This window comes from Streptomyces sp. CA-181903 (assembly GCF_050937075.1).
In the GTDB taxonomy this organism is placed as follows: domain Bacteria; phylum Actinomycetota; class Actinomycetes; order Streptomycetales; family Streptomycetaceae; genus Streptomyces.
Genome location: NZ_JBNJLY010000001.1, coordinates 5204978 through 5229823 on the forward strand (window position 1 = coordinate 5204978; position 24846 = coordinate 5229823).

A 24846-nucleotide genomic window follows, 5' to 3' on the forward strand; every position below is an offset into this window, starting at 1 on the left:
ACGGCGGTGTAGGGGTTTTCCCCATCGCGGCCGGTACCGGATCTCGGCGGGCGGCTCCCGCGGTGACAAGTAGGAGGTGGTCGAGGACGACCCCCTCCGTCCAGTACCGCCTGAATCCGTCGACGGCGAACGGTGACTTCACCGTCGAGGCAGCCCGGCCGGAGCGCGTGCGCGGTCCCGGACGATCCCCCTCCGCCTTCACTCCTCCCGCAGCAGCCGCAGGTACACCAGCGAGAACAACCCCCGACGAGCAGCAGAAGCAGCGCCACCGCCGTGCCGTAGCCGATCAGGGACTTGAGGAAGGCCTGGTCGTACATGAAGACGGGGAGGGTCTCGCTGCGGTGGGCCGGGCCGCCTCGGGTCATGGACCAGATGAGGCCGAAAACCGACAGTGTCTGCAGGGTGTTGAGCATGAGGTTGGTGCCGATGGTTCGGCGGAGCATGGGGAGGGTGATGTGGCGGAAGCGGCGGAGGCCGGTGGCGCCGTCGACCAGGGCGGCCTCGGTGATGTCCTGGGGGATGCCGTCCAGCGCCGCCGAGTAGACCAGCATCGAGAACGCGGTGCCGCGCCAGACGTTGGCGAAGGAGGGTGAACAGCCAGTTCTGGGTGGGCAGATGCAGGGCGCCCAGGATGGCGTTGAGGGTGCCGCGCCGGTGGAAGAAGGTGTAGAGAAGGAACCCCGCCACGATCTCCGGGACCACCCACGCGGTGATCACGATCGTGCCGGTGACCGCGCGGACCGGCCGGGACGCGTGCCGCATCAGGGCGGCGAGCGCGAAGCCCAGGGTGTTCTGGCCGACGAGCGACGACAGGACCGTGAAGACGAGGGTGAGGGCGACCGCGTTGCGGAAGTCCCCGTCCGCGAAGGCGTGCCGGAAGTTGGCGAACCCGACCCACGACGCCGACGCCTGGCCGGTGAGCCGGGTGTCGGTGAAGGCGATCCCGACGCACCAGACGACCGGGCCGGCCAGGAAGAGGAGCAGCAGGACGGTGGCGGGCGCGAGGGGGAGCCAGCGGGCGGGCGCCGGGCGGCGGCGGGCGGTCATCGGCCGGCCCCCGCCGTGTCGGCGACGGACCGCAGCTCCTCGTCGTAACCCTTCGCCGCCCGCGCCGGCGAGGCGTCGCCCGTGGCCACCTCCTCCATCGCCTCCTGCAACGCCGAGGACACCTGCGGGTAGACGGGCAGGGCCGGGCGGTGGCGGGTGACCGCGACCAGGCCCGTGAAGAAGTCGATGCCCGGCACGTACGTCCGGTAGCGCGCGTCGGCGGCGACGTCGTCCCGGACGGCGATCTGCCCGTCGCGGACGGTCCAGTCGAGGGCGTTCGACCGGGTCTGGAGGGTCTCCAGCACCTTCCAGGCCAGGTCCGCCTTGCGGGAGCGGGCGGCGACGGACCAGGCCCAGCCGCCCGAGAGGCTGACCCGCCCGGGGGCCGCGCCGTGCCGGGTGGGGAAGGCGGCCCGGCCCAGCACCCGCGACCAGGCGGGCCACGGTCTGCTGCCGTCCGGCTGCCAGTTCTTGCCGAGCCAGTTGCCGTCCAGGGCGATGGCAAGCTTCCCCTTGGGCAGCCATTCGGCGGTGACGCGCGTGCTGACATTCGGGTCCAGGGCGTCGGTCGGATCCGGGCCGAGCTTCTCGGCGTAGACGGTGCGGACGAACTCCAGGGCGTCCACGCAGCCTTGGCGGCCGGTCAGCCACTTCTTCCGCGCCGGGTCGTACAGCGGGTCCCGTCCGGTGCCGTACAGCAGCATCTCGAACCCCTGCATGGCCGCCGCCTCCCCGGGGCCCTTGCCCGTGTAGAGGTGGAACGGGATCACCCCGGGGACCCGGTCCCGGACGGCCCGTGCCGCGTCGAGGACGTCGTCCCAGGTCCGCGGCTGCCAGTCGGCCGGCAGGCCGGCCCGCGCGAAGATCTCCTTGTTGAACCACAGCCCCGGGTGTCCGTCCCGTCCGGCACCCCGTACGTCCTGCCGTCCTCCGCCGTCACCAGCGCCTTGGCGGCCGGCAGGTACCGCTTCCAGTCCTGCCAGCCGGCCAGCTTGTCGTCCAGCGGTCTGAGGTACCCCGACTCGACGTCCGAGTCGATGAGGGAGGTGTCCTCGCGGACGAGGTCCGGCGCGGTCCGCGGCGAGCGCATCATCTGCTGCACCTTGACGGCGTAGTCGTCCTGCGCGGCCTGCACGGGGACGAGCTCCATCCTCCGGCCCGGGTGCTCCCTCTCGAACTGCCGCTTCACCCCCGCCAGATAGCCGTCCAGGATGCGGTACTTGTTGTCGGTGCTGCGCTGGTAGACGACCCGGACGGTGTTCGGATCGCCGCCCGGGGCCCCGCAGGCGGTGAGCGGGCCGGCGAGGAGAACGATGACGCTGATCAAGGTTATGCGGGCCGGGTGCACGGGCATGGTGACCTCCAACGGTCCGGAGCCTCGGTGACACTTCGTGGGCTTCCCGGCCTGTCGGGTGCTACGCATCGGCTGATGCGCATTTCCGCCCACCTTCAGCCTGGCGGCTATTCCACGCTCTGCTGGTGCCTGGAAAAACTACCGGTCGTCATGAAGATCGGTTCTTTTCATGCATAAGATGCCGTCTGCGCTTGCCGGAGCGGTGCAACGCCAAACGAAGTGCAAGATTCAAGTATTTCCGGAGGTGTGGATCTTTCTTGCGATGAAGGGCAGGAAGCCCGGTCCGCTCGGGGGTGGGTCAACTGAGCCGAGGACGCGCTTTGACAGGGGAGGGTAAGGAATGCCGACATCACGCCCATTTCGATCCGCGACAGGCAGTGACGTAGGCCAAGTCGAAGAGGGTACTTTCAACGCTGCAACTCCGCTCTATCTGAGGATCAAGGCTGACCTGGAGTGGGGGATGCAGGTGGGGGCGTTCGCCGAGGGCTCTCGTCTCCCTGCGGCTGGAGAGCTCGGGGAGAAGTACGGCGCGAATAAGAACACAGTGTTGCGCGCTCTTCGCCTGCTGAGGAGCGAAGGAATGATCGACTTCGGTCGAGGGCGACCTGCCGTGGTGATCGCCGCTGCGGCCCCCGCAACTGTCGCGGCTGTATACGAACAGCTGCGACAACTCGTCGACGTCGCCGACAGATCCGGGGTCTCGCGCATTGCGATCATCGACGCCGTACGGCGTATCCCGCTTCCCGTGCATGCTCGAACACGGGGCCGTGGGTCGGCCGTCCGTCCGTTAGCTGCTCGGTGCGGGGCGTACGCGAAGGTGCGGGTGCCAAAGGAGCCAACACAGCGCGTGACCAAAGAGCTGGGGAAGCCACATGACTTCGACAGTTCCTGTGTTCGTGGGCAAATGAGTCGGCGCATGCCGGACCAGGGGGGACACCAGTATGCGGTATCCGCTGTCACCCCGTGGATCTCTCTTCGCGCGGCGTAACCATCGTGAGTTCTCCTTGAAGTCGGCTGCTCAGCCAAGAAGGATATGAGGCGGCGGACGAGATGTATGTGGTTCGTCTGCCGAGTGATTTCGGAACGCTGAACGTCGGATGAAGGAGGGGTTCTAAGCGTGAAAAGGACGACAGGTCGCAGATTCGCGATTCTGGCGCTGTCCGGTGTGGCTCTGTTGGGAGCATCGCCAGCATTCGCCGACATCTCCGCGTACTCGCCGAACGGTAGGGCCTGGGCAGCTACGGGATACTCGGACACCCGAGTCTGGTTGCAGCAACTCTCGAGTGGATCTTCTCACGCGGATTACTACCGCGGCGACGGGTCCGAAGGTGCGTACCACTTGTGGAACAAGAGCGGTCCGGGGCAAACGACCTCGAGCGGATCCGGTCAGACTATCTACAAGCTCCGGGTCTGCGAGTGGGTTCCGAAGAACGACGACAACTGCGGTGACTGGCAGTATCGGTAACAGTCCGTACCGCCGTCACCCAGGCAGTCACGGGTGACAGCAGCCGGGGCGGGAGAAAGGCTTGATCGGCCTTTTCTCCCGCCCTGGAGGTGTGCTTTGAGAACGCACAGAAGGGACAATATGGGCGGCGACGGAGATTTCCGTGAATTTGGGTATGGCGATGCGTTGTCGGTCGACGGGCTGTGCTACGAAGTGGCTGGACGAGTGCTCCTGGACGGGGTCACTCTCCAGGTTTCCGCAGGTCATTCCGTAGCTATCGTAGGGCCAAGTGGAAGCGGGAAGAGCACTCTGCTGGGGTGCCTGCTGGGCCTGATCCGCCCGTCGGCGGGAGCTGTGCGGATTGTCGGCAGCGACATCGTCCGAATGCGCCGGCGCGCCCTCGAACGGCACAGAAGTCGCCACATGGGTGTCGTTTTCCAGTTCGGTGAGCTCTTGCCTGAGCTGTCGCCAGTGGAGAATGTGGCACTAGCTGCGTTGTTGTCAGGCGGAAAACCCGACCGCGCCTATCGCAAAGCCCAGGGGTTGCTCGACGACTTGGGTGTCCCGGAGGCGGTGACAACGGCGCAGCTTTCGGGGGGTGAGCGGCAGCGCGCCGCGGTGGCACGTGCCCTCATCAACGAGCCCACCGTGTTGTTGGCGGACGAGCCCACCGGCGCACTCGACGCGGCGACGCGCGACAGCGTCGCCGCGACGCTCTTCGCCGTGCCGCGCCGCTGGAATTGCGCACTGGTTGTCGTCACCCATGACGAAGTAATCGCACAAAATGCCGACATTTGCCTTGAATTGGTCAATTGCAAACTGAAGCCGCGTATCAACGGAGCCAACCGGTGAGGGCGGGCCGCCCAGGCTTGCGCCGACAGCTCCTCCGTATCGGGCGTTCAGCCGGGAAGCGTTCGGGCGGTGGCCGAATACGAATCGTTGCCTTGCTGCTGGCAGGCGCCGTCCTGTCACTGAGTTCGTCAGCGGCAGTCGCTGTCTATGCCGCGTATGACGGCATACACCTCCGCACGGAGAAGCGGTCTTTGCAATTCAGCCCCACGCATCCGGGCCAGCGTCCGGTGGCTCTGGCAATCGATGGCTTCGATAATGTCGGTGGTCTTCAGCACAGCGTCGTCTACCTTCGCCCGCTCTCTCAAGATGCTCCACCGCCGCCGGGTGTCAGTGCCTGGCCCGGGCCGGGGGAAGCGGTCCTCTCGCCGGCACTTGTCCGAGCCTTGCAGGACGCGGGCTCGCCGCGGCGTTTCGGCGTGGTCACCGGGGAGATTGCCGAGGAAGGCCTGGCCAGCCCGGGCGAACGGATGGGGTACGTCAACCCGACCGACCGCCAGATGACCGGCGCTTCGTTCAGGCCTGTCATGGGGTTTGGTGGCCCTCATGGGGATCAGTTCGGCGACGTCATGTTCATCAAGGAGCGAGGGCACCTTATGGATGCCTTGTATTTGCTCTTGATACCGGCCCTTGTCTTGGGTGTGGTCGCGGTCCGCATGGGTTCGGCAGCCAGGGACCAAAGGACGGCACTGGTGAGCGCGCTGGGAGGCACCTGGCGTGCCAGATTCTGGCTGAATATGGGGGAAGCCGCCCCGCCCGTGCTGGCAGGAGCAGTGCTCGGTCTGCTTCCCGGAGCGTTCGTGGCTGCCACCGGCACTGTACGACTGCCGTGGATCGGCTACCGGCTTTCCGCCGCAGACCTGCGGCGCTGGTGGTGGGGGCTGCCCCTCTCGGGAGCATTCGCCGCGGGAGTACTGCTGCTGCTTGTCTGCCTGATGCACCGAGTGAGGGGCCGCCGGAAGGCGCGGTCACCGAGGGCGGGGGTGCTCAGGACCCGAATGCTGCGCTGGGCGGCCATGGCCTGCCCGGTGCTGATCTGCGCAACTGTCTGGGGGCCTGCCCGACTCGACCCGGAGCGGTATGCGAACCTACGGGGGCAGCTGTACGACATCGGCGTCGGCGCCGTCCTGGTCACTTTGCCCTGCGTCGTGGCGCTGGGAGCCGCAGCAGCGGGCCGGAGACTCGCCGGCGCCGCCCGGCGTACCGGCGGTGCCGCCCAGGTGGTGGCGGGGCGGCACGCTGCCGCGCATCCGGGAGTGACAGCTCGCGTTGTGGCGGGAGTGGCGATCGCCTTGGTCGTCGTCAGCCAGATCCAGCTCACCAGTTCCCAGTTCAGCGAGTCGGCCGCACAGGGCAAGGCCACCATGCGAAGGGTGGGTGCCGGTCTGCTTCTGATGGAATTGCGGCCCTCCAAGGTCAGCCGGGAGAGACTCGAAGCCGTGCTCCAAGGCCTGCCCCAGGGCACCGGGACCATAGCAGTCCGCAGCGAGACCGGTTCTTCGGCTCCGCGGACACTGTTCACGGGCCCGTGCGACGCCCTGAGGACGGTACGTCTCAGCTGTTCCGAAACCCGCCACAGGGTCGCCGTGCGTGACGTGCAACTGCGAGTCGCCGAGGCCGTCCGCTGGACGAGTCCCGCGCCGGGTGAGCTGTACGTCCAAGAAGGTCCGGTGTTGTCCGACGGCCCGGTGAGTGTTCCCCCGGCAATCGTCCTGACGTCGTCCAACGGGGATGCGCTGCCTGTCGGTCGCATCAAACAGATATTGAGGGACGACCTGCCGATCGGTTCCGCGAGCGTGGACCTGCTGGGGGCGCGTTGGATCGGCGGCGCCAACCTGGCCGTTGCGCACGGAAGATGGGTGATCTTCTTCGGGGCGTCCGGTGTGTTGGTGCTGGCGCTCGCCTTGGCGCTCGCCAACCTCTCCGAGTTCGTGCGCTTCAGTGCCGTGGTGGCGCCGCTGAGCGTGCTCACCGGCAGGCGAAAGTTGTATTACGGGATGGCCGCTTGGTCGGTGTTGGCACCTTTGCTGGCGGCCATCGGAGTCAGCTTCCTCGTCTCGGTCTGGCTGGCTGCGCCGCAGGAAAGTCCCGACCGGGGCATCACCCTTTCCATGGAGATGCTCACGGGAACTGCTGTTGCCTTGACGGTGCTGTCCGCAGTGATGTGGTGGTGGGGAGCCCGTGCTGCCGTGCGGCAGTCCACACGGTGGCGGCCCTATGGCGACTGAGACCGCACGCGCGTGCTGGGCGCGGCGGCTGGGGATGGCTTGCGTGGCGCTGGCCTTCGGGCAGCAGGGGATGCTTGTTATGGGCAAAGGTGGCTGGCTGCCTGGGTGGCAGCCCTGGCCCTTGCTGCTACTGGCGGCACCTTTGCTCCTGCCGTCCGTGCGTCGATGGTCGGCTCGCGAGGGTTGGCTGGAGCGTGCTGCCAGGCGTGTGCCCGCCTCGACTTGCCTGGTCGGTGTGCTGGCCTTGGCCGCGGCTGTGTGGGCAGCGTTGCAGGACGGCGAGCAATATATGGGACACGAGGAGGCGGTGTACGCGAACAAGGCCCGCTCGTGGCTGGCTGGTACCCCTGACGCCGGATGGGGCCTCTACCGGCCGCCCGGACTGGCCATGCTCGGATATGTGGCCCTCACCGTCCACGACGATGTTGGTGCCCTTCGTGTTGTGGGCCTCGCCTTGCTCCTGTTCACTCTGACCACGACCTATGTCGTCGCCGCCCGGTGGACCACTCCCAAGTGTGCCGTCGTATGCACGCTCCTGCTGCTGAGCGGCCTCGGGTTTCTGCGTCGGGCTCCGGAGTTCCTGAACGACATCGGCAGCACAGGTTTGCTCCTCATGACGGTTCACCTGGTACTACTCAGCCGGGAACAGCCTCGTACACGAGCGCTCTGGGGGCTTCCTGCAGTGGTCCTCGCCGCGTTTTACCTTCGATATGGAGTACTGGGCAGCCTCCTGGCGATGGCGGCGGCGGGGCTGCTTGCCTATGGACCGAGAGCTTGGCGCCTGTGCGGGAGGAGACGGGCGGGAGTCGCCCTTCTGTTGCTCGTGGGTCTTGTGCCGCACGGTCTCCAGGCCATTCGGGCAACGGGGTCGCCGACAGGCATCGTGCTGTTCGCGACGTCCCAGTCCAATCGTGATTTCCTGGGAGAGGGAATCCTCTACTACGGGGCCACCTTTCCCTACCGGCTTGCCGGAGACCTGGGCGCGGTGGTGATGGTCGCGGGGGTTTGGGCCACAGTGGCTGCGGGCTCGCGGTTGTGGGCGGGGCGTCGACGGGGTGGGGGCGTGGTGTCGACCGAACGGGACCGGAGAACGGTCTTCTTCGGTGGAACGGCGATCTTCAATTTTTTCATCCTCGGCTTCACAACCCATGGAGAACCCCGGTTCGTGTACCTCTCCATGTTCCTGCTCACCATCTTGGGAGTCGAACGGCTGGCGACGCTGGCCGGTTGGGGTAGGGCCCGGCTGTTGGTGGGGACCGCCCTCTTGGCGGCGGTCACCGTGATTGGCACAACCCAGGTCATAGCCCACGGTGCCATGCCGGGACCCGGCCGGTTGAGTAAATCGACCGTACCGATCGCGCGCCTACTGGCTGATACCAAGCCCTGCCTTTTGGTCACCGCATACGAGCCGGAGATGGGGTGGTACTCGGGATGCGACGCCGTGACATTCTCCCAGTACCGTAGGCGGGAGCGAGCGCCGTCGCCGATGTCCCAGGTCACCTTCGTGCTCTACGAGCGTGGGCGTCTGCAGCCCGGGCCGGGTTCGCTTCGCAGGGAGGTGGGAGAGTGCGAGGCGACGGTACGAACGATTCCCACGCGTGGTTCGCTCGGCACCGCCACTTTGATCACACTCCCTCGAGCCCGTTCCGGATGTGATTCTCGTGCTGTCAGCCGCGTTGATGCTCCCAGCGGTACCGTAGCTCGGGGCGCCCCACGTTGCCGTACAGCGGCGCCCGTGCCGCCCGCCCGGTGTCGACCAGGTGTTCCAGGTAACGGCGGGCAGTGATGCGGGAGATGCCCACCGTGCCGCCGGCCGTCGTGGCGGAGAGGCCGTCCGGGCCGGCCGCGCGCAGGGTGTCGGTGATCGCCGCCAGGGTGTCGGTGCTCAGCCCCTTGGGCAGGATGGCGGGGCGGGAGGCGCGTAGCGTGCCGAGTGCGCGGTCCACCTCGTCCTGGCCGCTGGCCTCGCCCGTGACCGAACGGAACTCGGCGTACCGTACGAGCCGGTCGCGCAGGGTGGTGAAGGTGAACGGTTTGAGCACGTACTGCACGACGCCCAGTGACACGCCCTCCCGGACCACGGCCAGGTCGCGGGCCGAGGTGACGGCGATGACGTCCGCCGTGTGCCCGGCGGAGCGCAGTGAGCGCAGCAGCCGCAGTCCGTGGCCGTCGGGGAGGTAGAGGTCGAGGAGCAGCAGGTCGGCGGGGGAGCGCTTGAGGAACTGTGAGGCGTCGCCCACCGAGTGCGCCACCCCGGCCACGGCGAAGCCCGGGACCCGCCGGACGTAGAGGGCATGGGCGTCGGCGGCCACCGGATCGTCCTCCACGACGAGTACGCGGATCGGCGGCGCCGGTGGGGCGGGTGCCGTGGGCGGTGGTGGCGGTGCGGGCGGTGTCATGGTCGCTCACCGGCTTCACCCGGCGCCGCGGCGCTGATGCCCAGCGGCAGCCGGACCGTGAACTCCGCGCCGCCGGACGGTCCCCGGCCCGCCTCCACCGTTCCCCCGTTGCGGACCGCCGCCTGGCGGACCAGGGCGAGGCCCAGGCCGTGGCCGTGCGGGGCGTCGCCGGGGGACTTGGTGGACCAGCCGCGGCGGAACACCTCGTCGTCCGTTCCGGGGCCAGTCCCGGGCCGGTGTCGGTGACGCGCAGGAGGAGGTCGTCGCCGTCGGGGCGGACGGTCACGGTGACCCGGGCGGCGCCGGCGGGAAGGCCGTCGCCGGGGCGGGGGCCGGCCGCGTCCACCGCGTTGTCGATGAGGTTGCCGAGGACGGTGACCAGGTCGCGGGTGGGCAGGCCGGGCGGCAGCAGGCCGTCGTCCACGTGGCTGTCGGGGGAGAGCAGCAGTTCCACGCCGTGTTCGTTGGCGTGGGCGGCCTTGCCGAGCAGCAGCGCGGCGAGGACGGGTTCGGCGACGGCGGCCACCACCTGGTCGGTGAGGGCCTGGGCGAGTTCGAGTTCGGCGGTGGCGAAGCCGATGGCCTCCTCGGCGCGGCCGAGTTCGATCAGCGAGACGACGGTGTGCAGCCGGTTGGCGGCCTCGTGTGCCTGGGAGCGCAGCGCTTCGGCGAAGCCCCGGACGGAGTCCAGTTCGCCGCTGAGGGCCTGGAGTTCGGTGTGGTCCCTGAGGGTGACGACCGTGCCGCGGCGCTGACCGCCGGAGACCGGTGAGGTGTTGACGACCAGGGTCCGGTCGGCGGTCAGGTGCAGTTCGTCGACGCGCGGCTCGGGCGCCAGCAGGGCGTCGGTCAGCGAGTGGGGGAGGCCGAGGTCGGTGACGTGCCGGCCGACGGCGTCCGTCCCGCGCAGGCCGAGCAGTTCGCGGCCGCCGTCGTTGACGAGGGCCACCCTGCGCTGCCCGTCCAGCATCAGCAGCCCCTCGCGTACCGCATGCAGGGCGGCCTCGTGGTAGTCGTGCATCCGGGCCAGCTCGGTGGCGTTCATCCCGTGCGTGTGCCGTCGCAGCCGCCGGTTGAGGACGTACGTCCCGGCGCCGCCGAGCGCGAGGACGGCCGCGGCGAAGCCGAGCAGGGCGACGACCTGGCGGCGGTGGCGCGCGCTGATCGCGTCGACGGTGATGCCGGCGCTGACCAGAGCCGTGACCTTGCCGTGCCGGTCCCGGACCGGGGCGACGGCCCGGACGGACGGGCCCAGTGTGCCGGTGTACGTCTCCGCGAACACCCGTCCCGCCAGCGCCGGCCCTGTGTGTCCGAGGAACGGCTCGCCGATCCTGGCCGGGTCGGGGTGCGTCCAGCGCGTGCCGCCCGGGCTCATGATCGTCACGAAGTCCACGTCCGTGTCGCGTCGGACCCGCTCGGCGTACGGCTGGAGCGTGCGCGAGGGGTCCTTCGTCGCGGCCGCCTCGGCGACGGCGGGGGACGCGGCCACCGCCGTCGCCGTCGCGGTCACCTGCCGGCGGGCGGCCTTCTCGGCCTCGGCGCGGTCGGAGAGCCAGGCGAACGCGGCACACCCCGCCACCACCGCGGCCACCAGCACGATCTGCACGGCGAAGAGCTGGCCGGCGAGGCTGCGGGAACGTATGCGAGGTGTGCGCATGGCCGACAGTGTGCACCGCGGTTCATTCGTGAACGTAATGCACGCAAGGGTGACCGCGGTCACAGCGGCGTGCATAGTCTCCGGGACCCCCTTCGTGAGGAGCGGGCTCGTGCACGCGGAACGGGCTCCTCTCCCGAGGGGGAGCGGGACCCGCCGAGCGGACGGGCGGGATCCGCCGAAACGGATGGGCGGGGTCTGACGAAACGGACGGGCGGGGTCTGACGAAACGGACGGGCGGGCCCGCCGAAGGGACGGTCGGGACCCGTTCAACGGATTGTCGGACCCGTTCAACGGTTGGTCGGACCTGTTCAACGGACGGTCGTGCCCGTTCAACGGACGGGCGGAGTCCGCCGAAACGGACAGTCGGAGTCCGCCGAACGAACAAGCCGGGTCCGCCCGCAGGAGCCGCGACGACGAGGAGCCCCACGTGACACCCGTGACGACGACGTCACCGTCCAACCCGCCGGAACCACCGGAACCGTCGGATCCGTCGGATTCGTCGAAGCAGCCGGGACCGCCCGGCCCCCGGGAACGGCCGGTCGGGAAGCCGGCCGGGAAGCGGGACCGGACCCACTACCTCTACCTCGCCGTCATCGCGGCGGTGCTGGCCGGCATCGCGGTCGGCTTCGCCGCGCCCGGCACGGCCGTCGAACTCAAGCCGCTGGGCACGGGATTCGTCAATCTCATCAAGATGATGATCTCGCCCGTCATCTTCTGCACGATCGTGCTCGGCATCGGATCGGTCCGCAAGGCGGCCAAGGTCGGTGCGGTGGGCGGGCTGGCGCTCGGCTACTTCCTCCTGATGTCGAGCGTGGCGCTGGCCGTCGGTCTGCTGGTCGGCAACCTGCTGGAGCCCGGCAGCGGTCTGCACCTGACGGAGGCCCTCCGGCACGCCGGCGAGGCGCAGGCCAAGAGCGCGCACCAGTCGACCACCGCGTTCCTCCTGGGCATCATCCCCACCACCCTGGTGTCCGCCCTCACCGGCGGCGAGGTGCTGCAGACGCTGCTGGTCGCGCTCCTGGTGGGCTTCGGGCTGCAGGCCATGGGCGGCGCGGGGGAGCCGGTGCTGCGCGGCATCGGGCACGTCCAGAAGCTGGTCTTCCGGATCCTGTCCATGATCATGTGGATGGCGCCCGTGGGCGCCTTCGGCGCCATGGCCGCGGTGGTCGGGGCGACGGGCGTCGACGCGCTGAAGTCGCTGGCCGTCATCATGATCGGCTTCTATACGACCTGTCTGCTGTTCGTCGTGGTGATCCTGGGGACGCTGCTGCGGCTGGTGGCCGGGGTGAACATCTTCCGGCTGCTGAAGTACCTGGGCCGGGAGTTCCTGCTGATCCTCTCCACCTCGTCGTCGGAGTCGGCGCTGCCCCGGCTCATCGCGAAGATGGAACACCTGGGCGTCAGCCGGCCCGTCGTCGGCATCACCGTGCCGACCGGCTACTCGTTCAACCTCGACGGCACCGCCATCTACCTGACGATGGCCTCCCTGTTCATCGCGGAGGCGATGGGCACGCCGCTCGACCTCGGGCAGCAGGTCTCCCTGCTGCTGTTCATGATCATCGCGTCCAAGGGTGCGGCGGGCGTCACCGGCGCCGGGCTGGCCACCCTCGCGGGCGGCCTGCAGTCGCACCGGCCCGAACTCGTCGACGGCGTCGGCCTGATCGTCGGCATCGACCGCTTCATGAGCGAGGCGCGCGCCATGACCAACTTCGCGGGGAACGCGGTCGCGACGGTGCTCGTCGGCACCTGGACGAAGGAGATCGACCGGGAACGGGCGCACGAGGTCCTCGCGGGACGGCTGCCCTTCGACGAGAGCACGCTGACGGCGGAGGAGGACGGGCACGCCGGGGTACCGCCGGAGCCACGGGAGGCGGAGCGGGCGTCGGCGGGCGTCTGAAGCGGTGGCCTGAAGCGGTGGCCTGAAGCGGTCGTCTGAAGCGGTCGTCGTCCGGGGCATTCCGAGGGCGCGCCCCGAGGGGACGCGTTCCCGGGTGATGTGATCCGAGGGCGCCGGGCGGAATCGGCCCGGCGCCCTCGGTGCGTTCTCCGGACGGGCGACAGGTCCCCGCCGCGTGTGCCGTTCTCCGGACGGGTGGTGGATCGCCGGCCCGTATGTGCCCTCGTGTCCCCAAGCGTCCTGACGGCGTGTCAGGGATCCCCGCCCTCCGCCGAGATCCGTTCCACCAGCTCCGCCGCCTCGTCCGCCCGGACGCCCGCCGCCGTCAGGACCGTCACGGCGGCCGAGCGGCCCGCCCGCTCCGGCGGCAGCAGTCCGTCGTTGACGGCCTGGAGCAGCCCGAAGAGGATCTGCTCGTGCACGTAGGCGAGGGCCGCCGCGGGCAGGACGGACGTGAAGCGCCCCGCCTCCAGGCCGCGCCGCAGCAGCGCCTCGCTCTCCCGCCGGACCGGCTCCAGCCGGCGCAGGATGCCCTCCACCGTGACGCTGCGCTGCGCCATCGAGACCAGCAGCCGGTAGCCGTCCGCGATCTCCCACACCGCGAGGATCGCGCGGGCCAGCGCCTCCGCCGCGTCACCGGGGTCGCCGACGGTTCGCAGCGCCTCGGCCCGCGCCGCGCCGACCGTCTCCGCCGCGTCGTCCACCAGGGCCGCGACCAGCGCGTCGCGGCCGGGGAAGTGGCCGTACACCGTGCGCCGTACGACGCCGGCCGCCCGGGCGATCTGGTCCATGCTCGCCTCGGGGTCGCGCAGCAGTTCCGCGAGGGCGACGTCCAGGATGCGGCGGCGATTGGCCTCCGCTCTGCCGGTCATGGGTTCTCTTCTCCGTCGGGCCGTCCGGCCCGCCCAGGGCCTTCTGCCCCCTCATTTTGCACACCGCCGTCCACCCCCCTTACATTGCACACCAATGGGTAATTGCACAACCGTGTGCAAGATTGAGGAAAGGAAGGTTGCCATGCGCCTGGGGATATCGCGTCCCGTCGACGCGATGGACGGGCCGTACGCGCGACGCTGGTGGGCGCTGGGGGTGCTCTGCATCAGCCTGCTGATCATCGTCATGGCGAACACGTCCCTGACGGTGGCCGCCCCGGACATGGTCCAGAGCCTCGGCCTCGGCAGCTCCGACCTCCAGTGGGTCATCGACGGCTACACCGTCCCGTACGCCGCGCTGATGCTGATCCTGGGCGCGGTCGGTGACAAGTACAGCCGCCGCGGCGCCCTCGTCCTCGGCCTCCTCGTCTTCGCCGGGTCGTCGGTCGCGGGCTCGCTCGTGGACAGCGCGGCGGGCGTCATCGCGTCCCGCGCGGCGATGGGCGTCGGCGCCGCCATGATCATGCCGGCGACGCTGTCGCTGCTCGCCGCGACCTTCCCGCGCGCCGAGCGGGCCAAGGCCATCACCATCTGGACGGCCACCGCCGGTCTCGCCATCGCCGTCGGCCCGCTGGTCGCCGGCGCGCTGCTGGAGGACCACGGCTGGGCCTCGACGTTCCTCATCAACGTGCCGATCGCGCTGCTGGGCGCGGTGGGTGCGCTGTTCCTGGTGCCGCCGTCCAAGGCGGAGAACGTCGAGAAGATCGACTACGTCGGCGGCCTGCTGTCCGTCGTCTGGGTCGGCTCGCTGATCTACATGATCATCGAGGGGCCGCACTTCGGCTGGGGCGCCAAGGCCATCACCGCCGCGGTCGTGGCCGGCATCGGCCTCGTCTGCTTCGTGCTGTGGGAGCTGCGCCACCCGCGTCCGGTGCTGGACGTGCGCCGCTTCGCCAAGCGGGCCTTCGCGGGTTCGACGCTGGCGGTCGCGCTGTTCTTCCTCGCCGTCTTCGGCGCCTTCTACTACCTGACGCAGCACCTGCAGTTCGTCCTCGGCTACTCGCCGCTGGACACCGGCGTCCGGATGCTGCCGCTGGCCGGCGCGGTGTTCGTGGGCGGCGCGCTGACCGCGTTCCTCACGCCGCGCTTCGGCATGAAGATCACGGTCGCGCTGGGCATGACCGTGGGCACGGTCGCCATCGCGCTGCTCACCCGCGTCGACGCGTCCTCGTCCTACGACGACTTCGTGCTGCCACTGATCATCCTGGGCCTGGCCATCGGCCTGTCCCTGTCGCCGTGCACCAACGCCATCATGGGCTCGTTCCCGGAGAGCCAGCTCGGCGTCGGCGGTGCCGTCAACAGCACCTCCATCGAGCTCGGCGGCTCCCTCGGCATCGCCATCCTCGGCACGGTGCTCGCCAAGACGTACTCCTCCAACCTCGGTGACGCCGCCGCCAAGGCCGCCGCCGCGGGCGGCCCCAAGCTGCCGGAGAAGGCGCTCTCCGCCGCCCAGGACTCGGTCGGCGCGGGTCTCTACGTCGCCAAGGAGGTCGGCAAGCAGGTCACGGCCGGTGCCGCGCCCAAGGTCGGCCCGGAGAAGGCCGCCGCCCTCGGCGCCCAGCAGGCCCAGAGCGTCGTGGACGCCGTCCACAAGGCGTTCGCCGACTCGGTCGCCCACACCAGCGTCGTCGGCGCCGTGATCCTCGGCATCGGCACGGTCGTCGTCGCCCTCCTCCTCCCGCGCAAGGCTTCCCAGCCGCAGCCCGCCACGGCGGAGCGGGCGGAGGAACGGGAGTCCGAGCGGGTCTGACGGCCCTCGGCCGGCTGCCGACGGGGCGGGATCGGGACGGTGTCCCGGCCCCGCCCCGTCGGCTTGAGCGGTTCCGGGGTTTCCTTGGCTTCCCGGTCTTCCGGCCTTGCCCGTCCTCCCGGCCTTGCCGGCCTTCCGGGATGCGACAGGGCGCGTCACCGGTAACGGCGCCGCCAGAACGCGTAGGTCAGCGCCGGTACGAGCAGGCCCCAGGAGCAGACGAACAGGCCGCTGACGACCGAGGCCAGGAGCCGCCACCAACGGTTGGTCCACGGCGCGTCCGTGAAGCCGGCGATGTGGAACGTGCACACCGTCCATTCGGCGAGAAGGAAGAGCATGAGAAGGCTGAAGGCCGTCGCGGGGACGAGCACGGCCACCGGTGGGACGCGTCTCCCGCCGAGCCTCGGTACCCAGTGCGGCAGGGTCTCGCCCCACGGACTCACGAGCCCACGGCAGGCGAACGCGGCGAGTTCGGTGAGCAGGCTCAGCGTGCCGACGTAGGCCACGCCGCCGACCACGCCGAGGGGCGACGGGGCGAGATCCAGCCCCATCTGGTACCCGAAGCCGAACGGAAGCCGCCACAGGCATACCGGGAGGGCGAACAGGGGGAGGAGACGGGCGGCGCCCACCGCCCAGCGGGGGACGGGGCGTTCGGTCGTCATGGTGATGCTGGCGTCCAAGGTGCTCGAGGTGTGCAAGGGATCTCCCGTGAGAGCTGAGAACTCGGAACGGCGCCGCGCCGGCAGGAGACACCGGCGGCGGCCGGGGACGATCACGGACGGCCACGTGCCCGTGCGCCTCGCCAAAGATCCCAAGCGGCCCCGTCCGGGAGCGTCACCACGGGGGAGGAAACGGCTCCGCCGCGCGGCGGAGGGGGAGTACGCCCCGGTGGGGTTACGTCTCGGTCGGCTGGACCTGCTCACCCGCCGAGGGGGCGTGGTCGCCGTCCGTCCGGAACCGGCCCAGCGGCATACTGGCGAGCGTTGTCCACTTCGGGCATGGGGAGCCTGTGGTCGAGTTGCGGTGTGAGGCCGTGCGTCGGGTGGGCGACGAGCCGTCCCGGGGTGGGTGGAAGTGCGGGTCACGGACGCGGCGGGGCGGGCATGGTCGCTGTTCGACAAGACTTCCGCCTTCGACGCCGGGGGTGCGCTCGGCCCGGACGTGTCCTATCCGGTGGACGTCACGGTCGCCTGTGCGGTCCGTGAAGAGCGCGGCGGGGTGGTCACCGTTTCCACGGCGCCGCACGGTGTCGCGACGCCGGACGGGCGGGAGGAGTTCGTGGTGCGGTGGGAGCAGCTCGTCGGTTGATCGCGCGCTGGGGGCACGGCTCCAGGCGGTGTTCCCGGTGTGGATGAGCGGCCCGGGCGAGCGGCCTCCGGACGGGCCCGGCACCTGCGTCGCCTGCGTCGCCGCTCGTTCCGCTGAGCGTCGGCGGCCTCGCCGTCGGCCCGCGCTCTTCGTTCCTCGGCAGCGCCCCCTGACCGACGTCCACAGTAGGCGTGTTCCGCGCGCCCCGTGCCCCCGTTCCACCAGCGCTGGAGAGCCCACCCGCGCCCCATGCCCCACCTTGGCGAGGTGCGTGCCTGCCCGCTTCAGCGGTCGGTCCCTGGGCTGCGGATGCCTGCGGGGCCTTTGACGGTGTGCAGGACCAGGGAGCTCTCGGCGCTCTGGACTGCCGGAAGCCCGGAGACGGTGTCGGTCAGATACTCGTAGAACCCGGGGATGCCGGAGGTGGATATGGAGGCGTACAGATTGCGGGGGCCGGTGACGGCGGCAACGAAGGCCACCTCGGCGTGTCGGGCCAGCGCCCGGCCGGTGGTGACGAGGTCCGTGGGCGGTACCGTCAGCCACAGTTGGGTGCGGATCGGCAGCCCGAGCCGTGCGCGTTCGGTGTCGATGTCGAAGTAGAGCACGCCGCTGTCGCGCAGCTCGGTGATCCGGCGTTGCACTGTGGATGGCGCCAACCCCGTTTCGGCGGCGAGTCGGTTGAGCGGTATGCGGCCGTCGCCCCGTAGCAAGGAGAGGATCCGGTGGTCGGCGTCGTCCAGGTGGACGGGTTCGGCCGGGGCGGACGCCGGTGCGGTGGGCGGGCTGAGTCGGGCGGCCTGTTCGGGGGAGAGCGCGCCCCGTTTGGTGATCAGGCTGTCGCTGCGGCCGAAGAAGACGTGCAGCAGACAGTGGGCGCTCAAGTCGAGGATCCGCGCGCTGCGAGGCAACGCCTTCAGCAGCAGTTCGTCGGCGGGAGTGGGGGCGGAGGTCCGGCAGACCAACTCGGTGCCGCCGGACGTGCGGCTGATCCAGGAGGTGTCCGTCCGCCGGGCGAGCGCGGCCGCGACGTCGCCTGCCGAATCCGGGGTGCAGCGGATCCGCACCAGCCACTCGACGTGGCCCAGCCGGGAGGCGTCGACCAGCCCCCAGATGCGGAGGGAACCCGCCGCGCGCAGCCGGGCGTAACGCCGGGCGACGGTCTGGTCGGAGACTCCGATGACGGAGGCGACCCGGGCGAAGGGCGCCCGTGCGTCCACATGCAGAGCGTGGAGGATCTGGAGGTCGATCTCGTCGTAACGGTCGGATTCCATCGCGATCCCCCGGTGTCGTGTCGGATCCGCCGAGTCTAGGGCCGGTGAACGGACCCGAGTTCGGGCGGCGGACACGATGGAGGCCATGAACGTCGTTTCTCCGATACCAACAGAGCAGGCCACAGTGCTGATTGTGGGCGGCAGCATCGTGGGGGCCTCGGCCGCGCTCTTCCTCGCCGCCCGGGGCATCACCCCCGTGCTCGTCGAGAAGCACCCGGCGGTGTCGACCCGGCCGCGTGCCAAGGTGTTCTATCCGCGCACCATGGAGGCGTACCGCTGCGTGGGGGCCGACGAGGACGTGTACGCCGTCCAGCACGGCCTTCCGCCGGCCGATCACGCCGCGGTGGTCACCTCCCTCGCCGGGCCGGAAGTGCGGCGCTGGCGTCTGCCGGCCGCGGAGGACGCCGGCGACGCCTCGCCGTGTCCCAGCGCGTTCGTCAAGCAGGCCGACCTGGAGGAAGTGGTGCGCGCACACGCCCGCGCCGCCGGCGCCGACCTGCGTCTCGGTCACCGTTTCCGCCACCTTCGCCGGTACGACGACCACGTCGTCGCCCACCTGCTCGACGCGGCCGGCGAACCCTACGCCGTGCGAGCCGACTATGTGCTGGCCGCGGACGGGAACCGCAGCGCCATCCGGGAAGCGCTCGGCATCGGCCGCAGCGGCAAGGAGGCGGTCGCGCACGTCATGGAGATCGGCTTCACGGCCGATCTGCGCCGGGTCCTCGACGGCCGCCGGCTCGCCATGGTCTGGACCGACCTGCCCGAGCGCGCCTATATCTCGTGGAACACGTCACACGACCGCGGGACGGTGTCGGTGGCGTACGATCCCGCGGTTGTCGACCCGGCGACCGCGTTCGACGGCGAACGCTGCCGCGACGTCGTGTCGCACGCCCTCGGACTGCCCGCGTCGCGCTTCAGCGTCACCGGGACCCGGCCGTGGCGGATGGGTGGCTGGGTGGCCGATTCCTACCGCGCGGGACGGGTCTTCCTCCTCGGAGACGCGGCGCACGTCACCCCGCCGTCCGGTGGCTTCGGCGCCAACACCGGCATCCAGGACGCCTGGAACCTCACTGCCAAACTGGTCTCCGTGCTGCGCGGCGACGCCGATCCGACCATCCTGGACGACTACGAAGCCGAGCGCCACGCGGTGGGCGAACTCACGGTCGAACAGGCGCTGCTGCGCTTCGGGAACCGCACCGGAGCGCAGGCCGACAGTCCTCCGACGCTCAGCGAGGCGGCGGTGGCGAACGGCTACCGCTACCTCATGCCCGGCGACGATCCGGGGCACGGCCTGCCGGAGGCGGACGAGCCGGGCCGCTGGCACGGCGAGCCCGGCACCCGGCTGCCGCACGCCTTCCTCACCGGCCGCTACGACGGCCTGTCGACCCTCGACCTGGTCCGCGACGGCCGCCACGTGCTGCTCGTCGGACCCGAAGGGCACCCTTGGGCGCGGGCCGCGCGCGAGGTGGATCCGCCAGGCGCCTTCCTCGACGTGGCCGTGCTGCCCCGGCCTGCCGGTTCCGGAACGGCAGGGGCGGCCGTCGCCTGCGGCATCGGTGACCACGGCGCCCTGCTGGTCCGCCCCGACCATGTGATCGCCTGGCGTACCGCCCATGCCTCTCCGGACGCCACGGCATCCCTGGCCGAGGCGACGCGACGGGCCCTCCGACCCGCCCGTGGCGCAGCATGACCGGGCGCCGACGACGCGAAGCCTGTCACACCGGCCCACGCCTCGAACCGAGCCGGATCATCGCCTGGCCGGCGCTGTCCCGCAGGGTGTAGCCGCCCGCGATCACGCGTGCGTCGGGGGCCGAGGCCATGCACCTGGTGAGCATCGGCCGGCCCTTCGGGGACGGGGCCGCCAGTCCTATGCGGCTGGGGCCGGCGCCTTTCTGGGCGACGTAGAAGCTCACGCCCATGCGGGCGTGCTCGGGGAAGGTGGTGCGCCAGGGGTGGCCGGGGCTGGTGCGGGTGAGGGTGCCGGTGACGACGGCGGTGGGGCCGCCGGTGCGGAGACAGTCGACCTTGAAGTCGCCCCAGTACACCTTGGCTTGCTTTCCGGTGCCGATGGTGTGGGAGAGGCGGAAGGTGCCCCAGGAATGGGGAGTGAGGTCCGGGCGGCCCGCGGAGGTGGCGTGGGCGTCGACGGTGAGGCGGATGTCTTCCGTGGTGACCGGGTACTCCATGCGCCCCGAACCCCGTATCGCGGACGTCAGGGTGCGGCCGGCGCCCGTGGTGGTCGTCGCGGCGTCCGCCACGCCGGCCGTCGCCGTGGTCGTGAGGGCCAGGGCGAGGAGGGCGGCGGTGCGGAAGGTCTTGTGCATCGGTGCTCCGGTTCGGGAGGGAAGGAAGGAGGGAGGGGCGATGGCCGGGGAACACTGTGATCATGGCCCTGCGGTGCGTCCATGTGCCTCCGCCGCGAGGCCCGTTCCGCTCCGTCGTGCGGGTGAAGTCCGGTGCTACCTGAAGGCGATCCGTGCGGCCGACCGCGTCGGCCGTTCGTGGTGCCGCGTCATGCGGGTACGGCGCCGGCCCGCCCTGTGCTGCCGACCAGCGGGCCGATCACGAGGAGTTGGGCGGCCGCCAGGGTGACGCTGACCGTCGCGGTGCCGGTCCACAGTGCCGTGACGCCGGCGTGTTCAAGGGCCTGCGTGGCGGTGATCGGGGCGGCGACCGTGGCGATGCCCCAGCTGATGCCGTACGCGGCCAGGTAGCGGTCGGCGCCGCCGGGTGGCGCCAGGGCCGCCACGACACCGAGGATCCGGCCCAGGACGAGGACGTCGCCCAGGCTCCACAGGACCGTGGCCGCCAGGAACGCGGGCAGGCCATGTGCCGGCGCGTAGCCCGCCAGACCGGCCGCCATCAGGATGTGGCCGAGAGCGAGGGCCGCGGAGTCGGGGAGTTCGGCGAGGCGGCGGAGGCGCAGGGCGGGCTGGGCCGCGATGACGGTCACGGCCGAGGCGCCGAACAGCAGCCCGGCGTCGGATGGTTGGAGGCCGCGGTGGGGGAGGGTCAGCGGCAGCGCCATCGTGATCTGCATGGAGATGAGTGCGAAGACGGTGCCGGAGGCGAACAGGGCCCACAGCGCGCGGTCCCGCCACGGATGGACCGGGTCGGGACGTCCGCCGCGCTCGGCGGTGCGCCGGCCGGGGTGGTCGGCGGGCAGTGCGGAGCGGAGTGTCAGCGCGCAGAGCAGGCAGGTGGCCGCGTCGGCGACGAACAGCCAACGCAGGTCCCAGCGGCCCAGGGCGGCGGCGATCAGGCCGGCGCCCGTACCGCCCGCCGCGAGCGCGGCGTTGAGCAGTCCGTAGGCGCGCACCCGGTCGGCCGGACCGACCGCGTCGGCGATCATCCCCTGGCTCGGGGGTTCGTAGAGCTCGAAGGCGAGGCCGAGGAGGACCGCGAAGACCGCCACCTCGGTCAGGGAGCCGGCGGCCGCGATGCCCCACTGGGCGAGCGCGCAGCCGACGAGGCCGAGCACGATCGTGCGGCGCCGCCCGAGCCGTGTCGCCAGGTGGCCTCCGGCCAGGCGGGACGCGATTGTCGCGAGGCCGAAGGTGGCCGACAACAGCCCCGCCGTGGTGGCGCTCGCGCCGAAGTCGGTGCTGATCAGGACGGTCAGGAAGGGCAGGGAGAAGGCGCCGAGCCGGTTGACCGCCCGCGCCGCCACCAGCAGCCAGACGATGCGCGGCATCCCCGTCGTCGTCGCGCCCGTCGCCATCCCCATCCCCATCCCCCGCCGCCCCGCGTAACTGGCCAAGCCTGTAACGTCGGTTACGGACGCTAGCCTCGGAAGGAGTGACTGGTCAAGTGATGTTCGACAGTCACGTCGCGCTGCTGCTGGACCAAGCCGTAGCGCTCGTGAACACGTTGACCGACGGATCCGCGCGCGGCCGTGCCTACACCGCCCCCCGCGGCGCCGACCTCCGCACCGCGGTCGATGCCGCGATACCCCGCACCGCCTCCTCGCTGCCGCGCGACATCGACGACGAGCAGGCGGCGTACCTGGCCGACACGGCCCGGCGCATGCGGGACGTCTTCCAGGCCATGCAGGACGGGCGGCAGGACGCGGCGGCGGCGGCCGTGAACGGCCTGCTGTGCGACACCGGCGCCCGCCCGCGGCTGGACCGGGGCGCGGGCGAGCCCTGGCAGCTGCACTTCCACGGCCCCGACGACTCCTTCGCCGCGGGGACCGGTGCCGCCTGCGCCACCGCGCTCGCCCTGGCGGTGGGCGGCGGCCTCGCCGGACGGCTGGGTGTCTGCCGCGCCGACCGCTGCGACCGCGTCTACGTCGACCTCTCCCGCAACGCCGCCCGCCGGTTCTGCTCCACCGCCTGCCAGAACCGTGCCAAGGCCGCGGCCTTCCGCGCCCGGCGGGACGCCTGCGGCTGACGCGGTCCCGGCGGGTACGCCTCATGGGGCCGGCGCGCCCTCACCCCTCGGCGGTGGAATCCGCTCCACATACGGCCCGTTCGTGAGGCGGCGGCCCAGGACCGGGGCGCGGGGGCCGGGGGACGGGTCGATGCGGATGACGGTGGCCAGGCCGCGGGCGGGGAGGGGAGCGGGGGAGGCTCCTCGACGGATTGGGGCTGGGGCTGCGGGGGAATCGTGGGGCGGAGTTCGGCCAGGAGGTGGTCGGCGGCGGCGGGGGCGCCGGCCAGGCGGAGGACCTCCGCCAGGGCGCGGGCCTCGGTGCGGGGGCGTTCGCGGGCGGCGAAGCCGAGGACCCAACGGGCGTCCTCGGCACGGCCGGCCGACTCCAGCGACCGGATCAGCGGCGGTACGTCACCGAGGGCGCGCAGCCGGCCGGCGGCCATCAGGACCCGGTAGGCGTCCGAGTGCTGGCCTGCTTCCCGTAGCGCGGCCACCACCTCCAGGACCCGCTCGGCCGACTCCGCGCGGGCGACCGCGACATGGAGGTACGAGGCGTCCTGCGTCCGCCCGGCGCGGAGCAGGGCCGTGAGGACGGCGGGAACCCGGGCGGCGGGACGGGTCCGGGCCACGGCCGTGAGGACGCGCTCGGCGTCCGCCGGCTGTTCGTCGGCGTACAGCAGGGCCACCGCGCGCTGGACGAAGCCGGGGTTGCCGTCCCGGCCCAGGGCGGTGGCCAGGTGCCGGGCCGCCGTGTCCTGGCCGTGGGCGCGGGCGTCGGACAGGGCGCGTACCGCCGCCAGCGGGGAGTTGTCCGGCGGGGGAGCCGTCCGGGCGCCGTCGTGGGGAGCCGGGGACTTGTCCGGGCGCTTGCTCGGCCGGTTGTCCGGCCGGTTGTCCGGTGGTGCTGCCCGGTCCGGAGACCCGATCGCCCGGTCCGGCACCGCGGTTGTCCGGTCCGGTACCGTGGTTGTCCGGGCTGTTCCTCCGGTTGTCCGGGCCGGGTCCCCGGTTGTCCGGCCGTCCGGGCCGGACGGGGAAGCGCGGCGCAGCGCGTCCCGCTCGGCCCGGACGCAGCGCAACTCCTGTGCCAGCAGTGTTCGTCGGGCCTCGCTCCGCTGCAGGCGCCGCTGCGCCCGCCGCAGTTCCTCCGTACGCGCTCCGTCGGCCCGGCCCCGACTCCGGCCCCGGGCGCGCAGCTCGTCCAAGTCCTTCTCCAGCCGGCCGACCGTCGTGAGGAGCAGGACGGACAGCTGGAGCGCCCCGTCCCGCGCGCGCTCCGCCTGGTCGGCCCGGTCCAGCGCTGCGCGCAGCGCCTCGTCGGCCGGCCCGTCGGGGGCCGCGAGGGAAGAGCCGCCCCCGCTCCCGCCGGACCGGCCCCCGCCGGACTGTCCGTCACCGAACCGTCCCTCACCGGCCAGCCCTTCGCCGAACCGCTCCTCACCGGCCAGCCTTTCGCCGAACCGCCCTTCGCCGAACCGTCCGGCACCGGCTCGCCCCTCACCGGCCCGCCTGTCACCGAACCGCCCCGGTTGTCCGGCCCGGTGGCCCCGTTGTCCGGCCCGGTCATCGTCTTGTCCGGCCCGGCCACCGCCTTGTCCGGTCCGGTCGCCGCGCCGAGGCGGGGCCGCCCGGAAGCGCTCCCACACCGGACGCGCCTCGTCGAGCAGCCGGGAGCGCTCCGCGTCGTCCCGGGAGCAGACGTCGGCGACGGCCTCCACGAAGTCCCATCGCGGATTCGCGCCGGCAAGCCGGTCCGAGACCGTGGAGCGGGCGGGCACCCGTCCGTCCGTGAAGTGCTCGGGCTGCAGGGCGCCAGCCAGGTCCCTGACCCGCAGTCCCGCCTTGTCCAGCCAGGAGCGCTGTAGGTCGGCCAGCTCCCGGGCAGGGCCGGAGGGGCCGCGCAGCGGTCCCCAGGGTCGTGTCCGCCTCCTTCCCTCACTCAACGTCCCTCTCCTTGTGTTCGCAACGGCAATGGGTGGCAATCGATGGCAGCAGAAGAAATCGATCTTGTCCATGCTTGTCCGGCCGGACGCCCGGACCAGTGGACCAACGGATTCCGTTGGACGAACCTCGCTCTGGAGGCCCTTCCGCCGGGAGAGTTGATGGATCTCATACTGAATCACGCGTCATGCTCCCGGCGCACCGGGTGGTGGGGCGACTCCGGGTTCGATCAGGGAAAACCCCGAGATGTTTCGCACTGGTGAACGAGGCGGGAAGTGGCCGGACCGGCGCGTCCGGCGCTTCCCCGGATCAGGGGCCTGCACGTTCAGGCCCCGAACGGCGCTTGTACCCATGGAGACCACGCGTCTCCGGCGCCGCATGGGGGATGCCCGGCGTCC

General features: G+C 71.1%; 15 protein-coding genes and 3 pseudogenes. 8 read left to right on the top strand and 10 right to left on the bottom strand.

The annotated features are described in order from the left end of the window. Positions 1-198: 198 nt before the first annotated feature. A pseudogene (locus ACQEVS_RS23365) lies at positions 199-1047 on the bottom strand (carbohydrate ABC transporter permease). Then, a pseudogene (locus ACQEVS_RS23370) lies at positions 1044-2401 on the bottom strand (extracellular solute-binding protein). Before ACQEVS_RS23370 ends, ACQEVS_RS23365 begins: the two co-directional pseudogenes overlap by 4 nt. Before the next feature lie 340 nt (positions 2402-2741). Here ACQEVS_RS23370 and ACQEVS_RS23375 point away from each other — a divergent pair. The 3 genes from ACQEVS_RS23375 to ACQEVS_RS23385 all read left to right on the top strand — a co-directional run bounded on the left by ACQEVS_RS23375 (position 2742) and on the right by ACQEVS_RS23385 (position 6922). Beyond that, positions 2742-3389, top strand: a complete 648-nt coding sequence (locus tag ACQEVS_RS23375; protein WP_433023360.1) for a GntR family transcriptional regulator — start codon at positions 2742-2744, stop codon at positions 3387-3389. Positions 3390-3986: 597 nt separating this feature from the next. Continuing rightward, positions 3987-4697 (top strand): ABC transporter ATP-binding protein, encoded by a 711-nt coding sequence (locus ACQEVS_RS23380; RefSeq protein ID WP_433023362.1) that lies wholly within the window; start codon positions 3987-3989, stop codon positions 4695-4697. A gap of 92 nt (positions 4698-4789) precedes the next feature. Further along, positions 4790-6922 carry a hypothetical protein gene (locus ACQEVS_RS23385; protein WP_433023364.1) on the top strand — a complete coding sequence of 711 codons (2133 nt, stop codon included), beginning with the start codon at positions 4790-4792 and terminating at the stop codon, positions 6920-6922. 1667 nt (positions 6923-8589) lie between these two features. Here the strand turns inward: ACQEVS_RS23385 and ACQEVS_RS23390 are convergent. Then, the gene (locus ACQEVS_RS23390; protein ID WP_433023366.1) at positions 8590-9321 is read right to left on the bottom strand and encodes a response regulator; all 732 of its coding nucleotides are present in this window, start codon (positions 9319-9321) and stop codon (positions 8590-8592) included. Further along, positions 9318-10978 (bottom strand): annotated as a pseudogene (locus ACQEVS_RS23395) (sensor histidine kinase). The gene ACQEVS_RS23390 and the pseudogene ACQEVS_RS23395 overlap by 4 nt, the downstream one beginning before the upstream one ends. A 427-nt stretch (positions 10979-11405) precedes the next feature. Between ACQEVS_RS23395 and ACQEVS_RS23400 the strand changes: the two are divergent. After that, the gene (locus ACQEVS_RS23400) at positions 11406-12875 is read left to right on the top strand and encodes a cation:dicarboxylate symporter family transporter (protein WP_433023368.1); all 1470 of its coding nucleotides are present in this window, start codon (positions 11406-11408) and stop codon (positions 12873-12875) included. Positions 12876-13126: 251 nt separating this feature from the next. Here the strand turns inward: ACQEVS_RS23400 and ACQEVS_RS23405 are convergent, their stop codons facing one another. Next, positions 13127-13747 carry a TetR/AcrR family transcriptional regulator gene (locus ACQEVS_RS23405; protein ID WP_433023370.1) on the bottom strand — a complete coding sequence of 207 codons (621 nt, stop codon included), beginning with the start codon at positions 13745-13747 and terminating at the stop codon, positions 13127-13129. Positions 13748-13889: 142 nt separating this feature from the next. On the opposite strand from ACQEVS_RS23405, the gene ACQEVS_RS23410 reads away from it, so the two are divergent. Continuing rightward, on the top strand, positions 13890-15554 hold the full coding sequence (locus ACQEVS_RS23410) for an MFS transporter (protein ID WP_433023372.1): 1665 nt from the start codon (positions 13890-13892) through the stop codon (positions 15552-15554). 155 nt (positions 15555-15709) lie between these two features. On the opposite strand, the gene ACQEVS_RS23415 is transcribed toward ACQEVS_RS23410, so the two are convergent. After that, positions 15710-16252, bottom strand: coding sequence for a hypothetical protein (locus tag ACQEVS_RS23415; protein WP_433023374.1), 543 nt, complete (start codon positions 16250-16252; stop codon positions 15710-15712). Between the two features lie 376 nt (positions 16253-16628). Between ACQEVS_RS23415 and ACQEVS_RS23420 the strand changes: the two genes are divergently transcribed. Next, positions 16629-16862 (top strand): hypothetical protein, encoded by a 234-nt coding sequence (locus ACQEVS_RS23420; protein WP_433023376.1) that lies wholly within the window; start codon positions 16629-16631, stop codon positions 16860-16862. 284 nt (positions 16863-17146) lie between these two features. Here ACQEVS_RS23420 and ACQEVS_RS23425 read toward each other — a convergent pair whose 3' ends face one another. Continuing rightward, on the bottom strand, positions 17147-18133 hold the full coding sequence (locus ACQEVS_RS23425; RefSeq protein WP_433023378.1) for an Lrp/AsnC family transcriptional regulator: 987 nt from the start codon (positions 18131-18133) through the stop codon (positions 17147-17149). Positions 18134-18218: 85 nt separating this feature from the next. Here ACQEVS_RS23425 and ACQEVS_RS23430 point away from each other — a divergent pair, with 85 nt between their 5' ends. Then, a complete protein-coding gene (locus tag ACQEVS_RS23430) occupies positions 18219-19823 on the top strand; it encodes an FAD-dependent monooxygenase (RefSeq protein ID WP_433023380.1) in 1605 nt (534 codons plus the stop codon). A gap of 25 nt (positions 19824-19848) precedes the next feature. Here ACQEVS_RS23430 and ACQEVS_RS23435 read toward each other — a convergent pair whose 3' ends face one another. Next, on the bottom strand, positions 19849-20457 hold the full coding sequence (locus tag ACQEVS_RS23435) for a hypothetical protein (protein ID WP_433023382.1): 609 nt from the start codon (positions 20455-20457) through the stop codon (positions 19849-19851). Positions 20458-20645: 188 nt separating this feature from the next. After that, positions 20646-21893 carry an MFS transporter gene (locus ACQEVS_RS23440; RefSeq protein WP_433023384.1) on the bottom strand — a complete coding sequence of 416 codons (1248 nt, stop codon included), beginning with the start codon at positions 21891-21893 and terminating at the stop codon, positions 20646-20648. A gap of 53 nt (positions 21894-21946) precedes the next feature. Here ACQEVS_RS23440 and ACQEVS_RS23445 point away from each other — a divergent pair, with 53 nt between their 5' ends. Then, complete coding sequence (locus ACQEVS_RS23445; RefSeq protein WP_433023386.1) at positions 21947-22525, top strand: CGNR zinc finger domain-containing protein; 579 nt, start codon at positions 21947-21949, stop codon at positions 22523-22525. Here the strand turns inward: ACQEVS_RS23445 and ACQEVS_RS23450 are convergent. Continuing rightward, the gene (locus ACQEVS_RS23450) at positions 22420-24450 is read right to left on the bottom strand and encodes a hypothetical protein (RefSeq protein WP_433023388.1); all 2031 of its coding nucleotides are present in this window, start codon (positions 24448-24450) and stop codon (positions 22420-22422) included. The genes ACQEVS_RS23445 and ACQEVS_RS23450 overlap by 106 nt on opposite strands. Between the last annotated feature and the right edge of the window lie 396 nt (positions 24451-24846).

Coding starts and splice junctions, on each gene's coding strand:
- ACQEVS_RS23425 (WP_433023378.1), bottom strand. CDS start 18,133: ATGGAATCCGACCGTTACGACGAGATCGACCTCCAGATCCTCCACGCT.
- ACQEVS_RS23445 (WP_433023386.1), top strand. CDS start 21,947: ATGTTCGACAGTCACGTCGCGCTGCTGCTGGACCAAGCCGTAGCGCTC.
- ACQEVS_RS23380 (WP_433023362.1), top strand. CDS start 3,987: ATGGGCGGCGACGGAGATTTCCGTGAATTTGGGTATGGCGATGCGTTG.
- ACQEVS_RS23435 (WP_433023382.1), bottom strand. CDS start 20,457: ATGCACAAGACCTTCCGCACCGCCGCCCTCCTCGCCCTGGCCCTCACG.
- ACQEVS_RS23375 (WP_433023360.1), top strand. CDS start 2,742: ATGCCGACATCACGCCCATTTCGATCCGCGACAGGCAGTGACGTAGGC.
- ACQEVS_RS23430 (WP_433023380.1), top strand. CDS start 18,219: ATGAACGTCGTTTCTCCGATACCAACAGAGCAGGCCACAGTGCTGATT.
- ACQEVS_RS23410 (WP_433023372.1), top strand. CDS start 13,890: ATGCGCCTGGGGATATCGCGTCCCGTCGACGCGATGGACGGGCCGTAC.
- ACQEVS_RS23390 (WP_433023366.1), bottom strand. CDS start 9,321: ATGACACCGCCCGCACCGCCACCACCGCCCACGGCACCCGCCCCACCG.
- ACQEVS_RS23405 (WP_433023370.1), bottom strand. CDS start 13,747: ATGACCGGCAGAGCGGAGGCCAATCGCCGCCGCATCCTGGACGTCGCC.